Here is an 11521-nt window from a genome sequence, read left to right on the forward strand (position 1 = left end):
AGAGGAGAAAAAGAATGTATCAATTAATAAAAAGAGATGGTCTTGCCAAAAGAGGGAGACTGAAAACAGTACATGGTGTGATCGAGACGCCGGTATTTATGAATGTGGGAACAGCAGCAGCGATCAAAGGTGCTGTCTCCACAGAAGATCTTCAAGGGATTAAGACGCAGGTAGAGCTTTCGAACACGTATCATTTACATGTGCGGCCGGGAGATGAAGTAGTAAAAAAACTCGGGGGACTGCATAAATTTATGGTGTGGGATAAGCCGATTCTGACAGATTCAGGTGGATTTCAGGTCTTTTCTCTTGCAGGATTGCGAAAGATCAAAGAGGAAGGCGTATACTTCCACTCCCACATCGATGGAAAGAAAATTTTCATGGGACCAGAGGAGAGTATGCAGATCCAGTCCAATTTAGCATCTACGATTGCGATGGCGTTTGATGAATGTCCGTCCAGTGTGGCAGACCGCAACTATATCCAGCACTCGGTAGATCGCACGGTGCGCTGGTTGGAGCGCTGTAAAAAAGAGATGGCAAGGCTGAATAGCCTGGAAGATACGATCAACAAGCAGCAGATGCTGTTTGGAATCAATCAAGGTGGTATTTATGAAGATATCCGCATCGAACATGCGAAACGGATCGCGGAACTTGATCTGGATGGTTATGCACTCGGAGGACTGGCAGTGGGAGAATCCCATGAAGACATGTATCGGATCATTGACGCGACAGTTCCATATCTTCCACAGGACAAGCCGACTTATCTGATGGGAGTTGGAACGCCGGCAAATATTCTTGAGGCGGTTGACAGAGGTGTTGATTTCTTTGATTGTGTTTACCCAAGTAGAAATGGAAGACATGGGCATGTTTACACGAATCATGGAAAGATGAATCTGTTCAATGCAAAATATGAGCTGGATGACAGACCGATCGAGGAAGGTTGTCAGTGTCCGGCCTGCCGCAAATACAGCAGAGCCTATATCCGCCATTTGCTGAAAGCAAAAGAGATGCTTGGTATGCGTCTGTGCGTGCTGCATAATCTGTATTTCTATAACAATATGATGGAAGAAATCCGCACAGCGATCGAGGAAGGAAGATATAAGGAGTACAAGAAGCAGAAACTGGAAGGATTCACACGCGGACAGATATAAACAAATCATAAAATTTCTAAAAATAACTTGATGTCTCAGCAGAAATTGTGTATCATAGCAATAGTGCTTAATTGAGAAGTAGGAGGAATTTAGTATGAATGGTTTATTAGCGTCAGGTGGAGCTGGTGGAATGTTTTCCATTATCTTAGTGTATGCAGTACTGATCGGAGGTATGTGGTTCTTTCTGTTCCGCCCGCAGAGAAAAGAGCAGAAGAGAATTCAGGCGATGGTTGCTTCTATGGAAGTAGGAGATACAGTATTGACAACAAGTGGATTTTACGGTGTACTGATCGATATCACAGATGATGATGTGATCGTAGAGTTTGGAAATAACAGAAACTGTCGTATCCCAATGCAGAAATCTGCAATTATTCAAGTAGAAAAAGTAAACGAAGAATAATTAGAATACCTTTCATTTTGGACGGAAAGCTGTCTGGAATGGAAGGTATTTTTGCTTCGAAAAGGTGTATGAAATGTGCGGGAAATACGATTGCAGTCTGGTGGGAAATTGTGTATACTGAAAAGAGAAAAAGTGTTACAAAAGTTTAGGGGGTACAAAATTTATGAGGCAGATAAAGCGCGCGCGCAAGCGGGAACGCGTTAAAAAGAAACTGATCAGCATTGTAGTTCTTTGCCTGCTGTCGGTCATACTTTTCAGTACGGCAGCGGCTTCTGAAAAGAGTGGACTGGCAGTGATTTCTATGAAGGCGAAGTCGGAGACGATGTACCAGGACAGTGAACTTCCAAAGTTTTCCGTGGATATTCATGGGGAAGGTGCGATGAAGACTACGTTGGATGAAAAAGAGCAGTATACGGCACAGCAGTTTATGGAAAGTCTGACAGAGGGGAAAGACTACACGTTGGAATGTGAATCGGACGGGACAAAAGAAGGAACCTTTCCGGTCAAAATAAAACTTTCAGATGATTTGCAGAAGAAACTAGAAGGGGAACTGTCTCAGTCCGTATTTTTTGAGACACGGGATGGTACGTTGACTGTAAAAAATAAATATGGCGAGTGGGACGGGAAGAAGTTTAAGCAGCCGGACGGAACTTATGTGCAAAATGGATGGGTAGAAGATGACGGAGAGAAATACTATTTTGACGGGGAAGGAAATCTGGTAACCGGAGAACTGCGCATTGGTGTCAAAACTTATCAATTTGCAAAAGATGGAAAATTGAAATCCGAAGAGAGTTCTATTGATCTGAATAAACCTATGCTTGCACTGACATTTGATGACGGACCAGGCAAGCGGACCGGGGAATTGCTGGATCAATTGGAAAAATATAACTCACGAGCAACCTTTTTCATGCTTGGGCAGAATGCACAGAACAACGGGGAGTTGATCAAGCGAATGGCAAAGCAGGGATGTGAACTTTCCAACCATTCGATGACACATGCAAACTTATCTACGATGGATCCTGCGGGAATTTTAGACGAGGTGGATGGTACGAACAGAATCATCAACGGATTTGTTGCAAATGGCACTACAACACTTCGGCCGCCTTATGGGGCAGTCAGTGACACACTGAAACAGACTGTGAAAATGCCATTTATTATGTGGTCTGTGGATACACTGGACTGGCAGACAAAAAATGCAAAAGCGACGGTAGATAGTGTGCTGAATACCGTGAAAGATGGAGATATCGTATTGATGCATGATATTCATTCCACGACGATTGATGCTGCACTGGAGTTGATTCCAAAGCTTGTGGAGCAGGGATATCAGCTTGTGACAGTCAGTGAACTTGCCGAGGCAAGAGGAGTCGTATTGGAGAATGGTCATCAGTATTATTCCTTCCCACAGGGAGCCGCAGAGTCTGGGGAGGCAAAAGTACAGCCACAGGAAGAGGTATTTGAAGGGGAGTATCACCACGAAGAGGTGAACGAACAGCAACAATAAAATGCATCTTTCCGTGTGGGTATGAAAAATAATTGATAAATGGAAAAGTATGACAGTTAGATAAAACGAAGAGGGAGATACACGTTGATTTGTGTGATCTCCCTCTTTTGATACATCGTGGTGGATGCAGTTTTTGTTATCTTTTTTTATAAGTTTCCAACAGTCTGTGGATTTTATCGGTTGGATTTAATACGGAACCGATGGAAATGTCGTGATTCAAGGAATCAATGATCAACGCAAGGAACTTACTCATATCTGCCACAACAAAATATGGCTTTTCAGAAGCCTCTGCAGGCAGGTAAGTGAGGTTTGTCGTGATCACGCGATCGATGTACCCTTTCTCATAGTATTCATCAAATTTTCCCAATCCTTCTGTGAAAAGTCCGAAGGTTGTGCAGATAAATACGCGGTTTGCGTGGCGGTCTTTTAATTGTTTTGCCACGTCTAACATACTTTCTCCGGAAGAAATCATATCGTCGAGGATGATCACGTCTTTTCCACTTACGTCATCTCCGAGAAATTCGTGGGCAACGATCGGATTTTTCCCGTTGACAACTGTAGAGTAATCTCTTCTCTTATAGAACATACCCATGTCTACGCCGAGCACGTTTGAGAAATAGACAGCTCTGTGCATCGCACCTTCGTCCGGGCTGATGATCATCAGGTGATCCTTGTCTACTTTTAAGTCGGATTCTGCACGGAACAATGCTTTCATGAACTGATATGCCGGGCTGAAGTTGTCAAATCCTTTCAGTGGGATTGAGTTCTGCACGCGCGGGTCGTGGGCATCAAAGGTGAGAATATTGCTGACACCCATATCGATCAGTTCTTCCAGTCCGAGTGCACAGTCAAGAGACTCTCGCTTTGTGCGCTTATGCTGGCGGCTTTCATAGAGGAATGGCATGATCACATTGATGCGGTGCGCCTTTCCGGTAGCTGCGGAAATGATACGTTTCAAATCCTGGTAATGGTCATCCGGGGACATGTGATTTAAATGTCCGTTGACAGAATAAGTCAGACTGTAATTGCAGACATCTACCATGACAAATAAATCTGCACCGCGGACAGATTCGTGGATCATTCCTTTTGCTTCTCCTGAGCCGAAACGCGGGCAGGAAGTTTTCAGAAGGTAACTATCCTTTTTGTAGTTTGCGTAAAGTGCAGAAGACTGCATGGATTCCAGGGCACTTTTCCGGAATGTCACGATGTAGTCGTCGACTTTTTGTGCCAGCGGCAGACAGCTTTCCAGTGCTGCAATGCGAAGCGGTGCCGCCGGAAGAGTTTTTTCTAATAATTGAATATTTGGCATAATGGCCTCCGTTAAAAAATTTATTGACATTTCATTTATATCACTTTTTGATCTGTGGGGCAAGAAAGAGGTGTAAAAAATTGCTTTTTCCTTAAAAATCTAGTATGATAAAAGGAAGCCAGAAACAAATATGGCAGAAAACGCATGTTTCGAAAGAGATGTAAAAATTTTGACGAAATACAGGCGGTATTTGTTTGGAAGTAGTAGAATTAGGAGAAGACAATATGAAACATAGACATATCATCCGTTCCGTGGAGGACGGAAGTATTGCGTGGGAACTTGGCGTGGAGCCGGGGGACTGCCTGATCAGTATCAATGACAAGGAAATAGAGGATGTTTTTGATTACCATTATCTTGTAAATGACGAAGAACTTGTACTTCTGATCGAGAAGCCGGACGGAGAAGAGTGGGAGCTGGAGATTGAGAAGGACTATGAGGAAGATTTGGGGATCGAGTTTGAGCAGGGGCTGATGGACGAGTATCGTTCCTGCAGAAATAAATGTATGTTCTGCTTCATCGACCAGATGCCGAAAGGAATGCGAGAGACACTTTATTTTAAAGATGATGATTCCAGACTCTCCTTCCTGCAGGGAAATTACATTACGCTGACAAATATGAGTGATCATGATATTGACCGGATCGTACAGTATCATCTGGAGCCGATCAATATTTCCTTTCATACAACGAACCCGGAACTGCGGTGTAAGATGCTGCACAACCGGTTTGCGGGGGATGCACTGAAGAAGGTACAGACACTCTATGAGGGTGGCATCACGATGAATGGGCAGATCGTGCTCTGTAAAGGAATCAATGACGGCGAGGAGCTGGAGCGGAGCATTCGTGATATGACAGCATATCTGCCACATTTGCAGAGTGTATCGGTCGTTCCGGTTGGATTGACAAAATTCCGCGACGGACTGTATCCGTTGGAGCCATTTACAAAAGAAGAGGCGAAGGAAGTGCTTGCGATCATTCACCGTTGGCAGAAGAAAATCTATGAGGAATATGGAACACACTTTATCCATGCAGGAGATGAATGGTACATTCTTGCCGGGGAGGAGATGCCGGAGGAAGAGCGTTACGACGGTTACCTTCAGCTGGAAAACGGAGTCGGCACTACAAGACTTTTGCAGAACGAGTTTCAGGAGGCATTTGAGAAATTGTCCGGGGATGACAGAGAGACAGAGATTTCCCTGGCAACCGGAAAACTTGCGTATCCGTATTTAAAAAGAATGATTGAGACACTTCAGACAAAATATCCAAATGTGATTGTCCATCTCTATGAGATTCGAAATGATTTCTTCGGAGAGCTGATCACTGTAGCGGGACTGATCACCGGGCAGGATCTGAAGGCACAGCTTTCTGGCAGACCGCTTGGAAGCAGATTGCTTCTGCCGTGCTGTATGTTAAGAAACGGCGAAGAAGTATTTCTTGATGATGTTACCTTAGATCAGCTGAAAGAGGCTTTACAAGTGCAGATAGATATTGTAAAATCAAGCGGACAAGATCTCATCGAAGCAGTTCTGGATGAGAAGATATAGGTGAATTGTCAGAACAAAGACAAAAGAAAATAATAAAATAAGACAGATATAGGAGTGAAACTATGAGTAAACCAGTAGTTGCCATCGTAGGAAGACCGAATGTAGGAAAATCTACATTATTCAATGCGCTGGCAGGAGAGATGATTTCCATCGTGAAAGACACGCCGGGAGTCACAAGGGACAGAATTTATGCAGAAGTAACATGGCTTGATCGGGAATTTACCCTGATTGACACAGGCGGGATCGAGCCGGACAGCAAGGATATCATTCTTGCACAGATGAGAGAGCAGGCGCAGATTGCGATTGATACTGCGGATGTGATCATCTTTATCACGGATGTCAGACAAGGACTTCAGGATTCGGATTCCAAAGTGGCAGATATGCTGCGCCGTTCTGGAAAGCCGGTCGTATTAGTTGTCAATAAGGTGGATAGCTTCCAGAAACTGATGGCAGATGTGTATGAATTTTACAATCTGGGAATCGGAGATCCAATCCCGATTTCTGCATCCTCAAGACTTGGACTGGGAGATATGCTAGATGCAGTCGCTGCACATTTTCCGGAGCATTCTGCAGAGGAAGAAGAGGATGAGAGACCTCGGATCGCGATTGTCGGAAAGCCGAATGTGGGAAAATCTTCGATCATCAATAAGCTGGTCGGAGAGAACCGTGTGATCGTTTCCAATATTGCAGGAACGACAAGAGATGCCATCGATACAGAGATTACATGGAATGGAAAAGAATATGTCTTCATCGACACAGCAGGACTTCGTAGAAAGAATAAGATCAAAGAAGAACTGGAACGATACAGTATTATCCGTACGGTGACAGCTGTGGAGCGGGCAGACGTCGTCTTAGTTGTGATCGATGCGGTGGAAGGTATCACAGAGCAGGATGCTAAGATTGCCGGAATCGCTCATGAGCGCGGCAAAGGTGTGATTATTATTGTAAATAAATGGGATGCCATTGAGAAAAATGACAAGACGATGTATGAGTATGAAAAGAATGTTCGTCAGGTATTGTCATACATGCCGTATGCAGAGATCATGTATGTGTCTGCGAAGACGGGGCAGCGCCTTCCAAAACTGTTCGATATGATCGATATGGTATTGGAGAATCAGACACTTCGTATTTCGACCGGAGTACTCAATGAGATTATGATGGAAGCCGTTGCGATGCAGCAACCGCCGTCAGATAAAGGAAAGAGACTAAAACTTTACTATATTACGCAGGTGGCAGTGAAGCCGCCGACCTTCGTCATTTTTGTCAACGATAAGGAACTGATGCACTTCTCTTACACACGCTATCTGGAAAATAAGATCCGCGAGGCGTTTGGATTTAAGGGAACCTCGTTAAAATTCTTTATCCGCGAGAGAAAGGAGAAAGACCGATAATTATGGAACGTTTGGTCTGTGTGATCATAGGATATGTCTGCGGGCTGCTGCAGACGGGATATCTCTATGGAAAATGGAAACATATTGACATCAGGCAGCATGGAAGCGGTAACGCCGGAACGACAAACACACTGCGGACATTAGGATGGAAAGCGGGAATGATCACGTTTCTCGGAGATTTCTTAAAATGTGTGGTGGCAGTGTGGATCGTACATATACTTTATAGTCAGGCTTACCCAGAGGAATTAGCACTTCTTTCCATGTATGCAGGAATGGGCGCTGTGCTCGGACACAACTATCCGTTCTATTTAAAATTCAAGGGCGGAAAGGGGATTGCGGCGACCGCAGGGTTGATTTTTGCGACAAATCCGATGATGATGCTGATCGCGGCAATCGTTTTCTGGGTAATCGTCGGAATTACCAGATATGTTTCTCTGGGATCTCTTACAATTGTTGTGCTGTTTGTTGTAGAGGTTGTTGTATATGGACAGCGCGGAGGATTTGGACTTTCTCAGGCACATCTGTATGAGATGTATGCGATCGCAGTCTTTTTAATGTTGTCTGCATTTTATAAGCATAGGGCAAATATCAAAAGACTGTTAAATGGAACGGAAAATAAGTTTGGTGCAAAGAAGAAACAGGAGGACTGATTATGGCAAAAGCTGGAGTATTGGGCGCAGGAAGCTGGGGGACAGCACTTGCATTACTGTTGGATAAAAACGGGCATGATGTGACGGTATGGTCGATCGATCAGGCAGAGGTGGAGATGCTTGACCGTGAGCGGGAGCACAAAAGCAAGCTGCCGGGAGTGAAACTTCCGCAGACGATGAAATTTACCAATGAGATTCAGGAAGCAATTACAGATCAGGATTTCATGGTGCTTGCGGTGCCTTCTCCGTTTACGAGGGCAACTGCAAAGAAGATGGCTCCGTTTGTGAAAGAAGGACAGAAAATCGTCAATGTGGCAAAGGGAATCGAGGAAAGCACACTGATGACACTTTCTGAGCAGATTGAGCAGGAAATTCCACAGGCGGATGTGGCGGTATTGTCCGGTCCGAGCCATGCGGAAGAAGTCGGAAGATGTCTTCCGACGACTTGTGTCGTAGGGGCGCGTACAAAAGAGACTGCCGAATATCTTCAGAAGATGTTTATGAATGAAGTCTTTCGTGTCTATACAAGCCCGGATATTCTCGGGATCGAGCTTGGCGGCTCGCTGAAAAATGTCATTGCGCTTGCTGCCGGAATTGCCGATGGACTTGGATACGGGGATAACACGAAGGCTGCTCTGATCACGAGAGGAATTGCAGAGATCGCACGCCTCGGGGTGAAGATGGGTGGAAAGATCGAGAGCTTCACCGGACTGACTGGAATCGGAGATCTGATTGTAACTTGTGCAAGTGTGCACAGCCGGAATCGGAAAGCAGGTTATCTGATCGGTCAGGGAAGGACGATGCAGCAGGCGATGGATGAAGTGCAGATGGTTGTGGAAGGTGTCTATTCTACAAAGGCAGCCGTAAAGCTTGCACAGAAATATGAAGTGCAGATGCCGATCATTGAGCAGGTCAATGCAGTTCTCTTTGAAGGAAAGAGCGCGGCAGAGGCGGTAAAAGAACTGATGCTCCGGGATGGAAAGACAGAACATTCGGATCTGCCGTGGGAAGCATAAGATATTTGAATATTGAAAAAGAAAAAGGATTTCAAACTGTTTTTAGTCAGCAGTGGAATCCTGAATAAAATAAAACTCCTTTTCGTCAAAAGAAAATGAAAAGCAATTCATTTCTTGACGAGAAGGAGTTTTTCGTTGTACCGGATATAGGGATGACCTGACCAGGGAAAGCCCGATCACAGGTGCGATTAACTTATTTAGACTTCAGCTTCTTTTATTTTTGTCAGTCTGTAGAATGCGATTCCGCCAAGACTGTTTCCGACAATTGCCACGAGCAGTGTCAGAAGATAGTCTGCCGGAGAACTTGAGAGTGCGAAGAAGAACATGTTCGCTACACAGTGTTCAAATCCGGCGAGGATAAAGACTGCCACGCACAAAAAGACGGCCAGTGTTCCTAAAATATTTGGAAGCTTTTTAAAGGTTCCGACTGCGATGGACATCAGGATTCCACAGAAAATCGCAAGGATGAATGTGCTTAACAGATTGTCAGACAATTTTAGTTCCACGGCCGGAGCAACTACTTCTTTTAATTTTCCTGCAAGGCGTGTCTGAAGTACGAGAAACGCAAAGAGGTTGGTACCGATGAAATTACCAATCAGTGTCAGAAGTATTTCTCTCCAGTTCTCTTTTGAAAGATAGCCGATCTTACCGGTATATAAGTTCAACTCGAAATTGATGATCGTAAACAGTCCGAGACCGAAGAGGAATGCAGCGACGATCTTATTGTCCATATTTAAGTAGACAGTTCCGCCAAAGCCGATCAGAAATCCTCCGATGATAGATTTTTTTAATGTTGTCAAAATATTCATGTTTCACCTCGTTTGTAGTTATTCCGCAATATTATAGCATAAAAATGCTTTAGGAAAAAGAAAAAAATAAATAGAATAGCAGAGATTCTAAAACTGGTTTTTTTTGCATAGATTGTATCAGCATAGCAAGGGGGTATTCTTATGGAGACGTTTCATTTATACAAAGACATTGAGGCAAGGACAAATGGGGAAATTTATCTGGGCATTGTAGGGCCGGTGCGTACTGGAAAATCAACTTTTATCAAACGATTTATGGACTTGCTCGTACTGCCGAATATGACCGATGCAAACAGTCGGGCGAGGACGAGAGATGAACTGCCACAGTCTGCATCAGGGAAGACGATTATGACAACAGAGCCGAAATTTGTCCCGAAGGAGGCGGCAGAGATCCAGCTTTCACAGGATGTGAAGGCAAAAGTGAGACTGATCGACTGTGTCGGCTATATGGCGGAGGGGGCAACCGGGTATATGGAAAATGATGCAGAGCGGCAGGTGAAGACACCATGGTTTGACCATGAAATCCCATTTACACAAGCTGCGACCATCGGAACAAAGAAGGTAATCCATGAACATGCAACGATCGGGATTGTAGTGACGGCGGATGGGAGTTTTGGGGAGCTAAAGCGGGAGAGTTACGTTGTACCGGAGGAAAAAACGATTCGAGAGCTGCAGTCGATCGGGAAACCGTTCATTGTGCTTGTCAATACACAGAAGCCATATAGTGAAGAGACAAAAAAGCTTGCTGCATCTATTGAAGAAAAATATGGAGTCAGTGCACTTCCGGTCAATTGCGAACAGCTTCGGGAAGATGACATCCATCATATTATCCGACAGATTTTATTTGAATTTCCAATTGCAGAGGTGGAATTTTACATACCAAAATGGGTGGAGATGCTGCCGATGGACCATAAGATCAAGGCAGATCTGCTCGTACATGTAAAAGAAATCATGACGGGGCTTCAGACAATCCGGAATGCAGCGGACGGACTGCCAAAGATTGATAGTCCTTATATTGAAGAGGTCAAGATCGATGAGATTCAGATGGATACCGGAAAGGTGAAGATCCGGATGGAACTGGCAGAGACATTTTATTATGAACTTCTTAGTGAGCTGACTGGAACGAAGATCGGCGGAGAATATGAGTTGATTGGAACGATGAAAAAACTTGCCCAAATGAAAGAAGAGTATGAGCAGGTCAAAGATGCGATGGATGCCGTGCGCCTCAAAGGATATGGGGTTGTCACACCGAAGAGGGAGGAAATCCATCTGGAAGAACCAGTCATCATCAAACAGGGCAGTAAGTTTGGCGTAAAAATTCATTCAGAAGCGCCGTCTATCCATATGATCCGCGCAAACATCGAGACAGAGATTGCACCAATCGTAGGAAGTGAGAAACAGGCAGAGGATCTTGTGCGCTATATCAATGAGACGAGCGCATCAGCAGAGGGAATTTGGAATACAAACATTTTCGGCAAATCGATCGAGGAACTTGTCACAGATGGAATCCGTGGGAAGATTACAAAAATCACCGATGAAAGTCAAGTGAAACTTCAGGATTCCATGCAGAAGATCGTCAATGACAGCAATGGGGGAATGGTTTGTATTATTATTTAAAATGAAAATTAGTATGCTTTACACAATGTAATAAAATAATTTTTGAAATATTGTAAAAAGTACTGGAATATAGTAAAATTATTTCAAAAGTGTATAAAAATACACAAATTTAAAATGGGAAATACAAAGGAAGAGTGAGGAG

The 11521-nt window shown here is 44.2% G+C and carries 10 protein-coding genes; 8 read left to right on the forward strand and 2 right to left on the reverse strand.

From position 1 onward, the window contains the following. Positions 1–14 precede the first annotated feature (14 nt). The 3 genes from tgt to ACGG81_RS05360 all read left to right on the forward strand — a co-directional run bounded on the left by tgt (position 15) and on the right by ACGG81_RS05360 (position 3049). Positions 15–1148 carry a tRNA guanosine(34) transglycosylase Tgt gene (gene tgt / locus ACGG81_RS05350; protein WP_008976121.1) on the forward strand — a complete coding sequence of 378 codons (1134 nt, stop codon included), beginning with the start codon at positions 15–17 and terminating at the stop codon, positions 1146–1148. Between the two features lie 94 nt (positions 1149–1242). Further along, on the forward strand, positions 1243–1548 hold the full coding sequence (gene yajC, locus ACGG81_RS05355; RefSeq protein ID WP_008976120.1) for a preprotein translocase subunit YajC: 306 nt from the start codon (positions 1243–1245) through the stop codon (positions 1546–1548). Between the two features lie 163 nt (positions 1549–1711). Beyond that, on the forward strand, positions 1712–3049 hold the full coding sequence (locus ACGG81_RS05360) for a polysaccharide deacetylase family protein (protein WP_390109992.1): 1338 nt from the start codon (positions 1712–1714) through the stop codon (positions 3047–3049). 136 nt (positions 3050–3185) lie between these two features. Here ACGG81_RS05360 and ACGG81_RS05365 read toward each other — a convergent pair whose 3' ends face one another. Further along, the gene (locus ACGG81_RS05365) at positions 3186–4358 is read right to left on the reverse strand and encodes a ribose-phosphate pyrophosphokinase (protein WP_009262702.1); all 1173 of its coding nucleotides are present in this window, start codon (positions 4356–4358) and stop codon (positions 3186–3188) included. Positions 4359–4582: 224 nt separating this feature from the next. Here ACGG81_RS05365 and ACGG81_RS05370 point away from each other — a divergent pair, with 224 nt between their 5' ends. The 4 genes from ACGG81_RS05370 (at position 4583) to ACGG81_RS05385 (ending at position 8956) form a co-directional block, all read left to right on the forward strand. Continuing rightward, positions 4583–5899, forward strand: a complete 1317-nt coding sequence (locus ACGG81_RS05370) for a DUF512 domain-containing protein (RefSeq protein ID WP_207666980.1) — start codon at positions 4583–4585, stop codon at positions 5897–5899. 62 nt (positions 5900–5961) lie between these two features. Further along, positions 5962–7290 carry a ribosome biogenesis GTPase Der gene (gene der, locus ACGG81_RS05375; RefSeq protein WP_390109996.1) on the forward strand — a complete coding sequence of 443 codons (1329 nt, stop codon included), beginning with the start codon at positions 5962–5964 and terminating at the stop codon, positions 7288–7290. A 2-nt stretch (positions 7291–7292) separates the two neighbouring features. Next, entirely contained in the window at positions 7293–7940 is a 648-nt protein-coding gene (gene plsY / locus ACGG81_RS05380) for a glycerol-3-phosphate 1-O-acyltransferase PlsY (protein ID WP_009262700.1), read from the forward strand. Positions 7941–7942: 2 nt separating this feature from the next. Continuing rightward, the gene (locus ACGG81_RS05385; protein WP_008976114.1) at positions 7943–8956 is read left to right on the forward strand and encodes an NAD(P)H-dependent glycerol-3-phosphate dehydrogenase; all 1014 of its coding nucleotides are present in this window, start codon (positions 7943–7945) and stop codon (positions 8954–8956) included. Positions 8957–9153: 197 nt separating this feature from the next. Here ACGG81_RS05385 and ACGG81_RS05390 read toward each other — a convergent pair whose 3' ends face one another. After that, positions 9154–9765 carry a formate/nitrite transporter family protein gene (locus ACGG81_RS05390; RefSeq protein ID WP_390109999.1) on the reverse strand — a complete coding sequence of 204 codons (612 nt, stop codon included), beginning with the start codon at positions 9763–9765 and terminating at the stop codon, positions 9154–9156. 141 nt (positions 9766–9906) lie between these two features. Here ACGG81_RS05390 and spoIVA point away from each other — a divergent pair, with 141 nt between their 5' ends. Beyond that, positions 9907–11379, forward strand: coding sequence for a stage IV sporulation protein A (gene spoIVA / locus ACGG81_RS05395; protein WP_009262698.1), 1473 nt, complete (start codon positions 9907–9909; stop codon positions 11377–11379). Positions 11380–11521: the final 142 nt, after the last annotated feature.

This window comes from Faecalimonas umbilicata (assembly GCF_042846195.1).
Taxonomy (GTDB): Bacteria; Bacillota; Clostridia; order Lachnospirales; family Lachnospiraceae; genus Faecalimonas; species Faecalimonas umbilicata.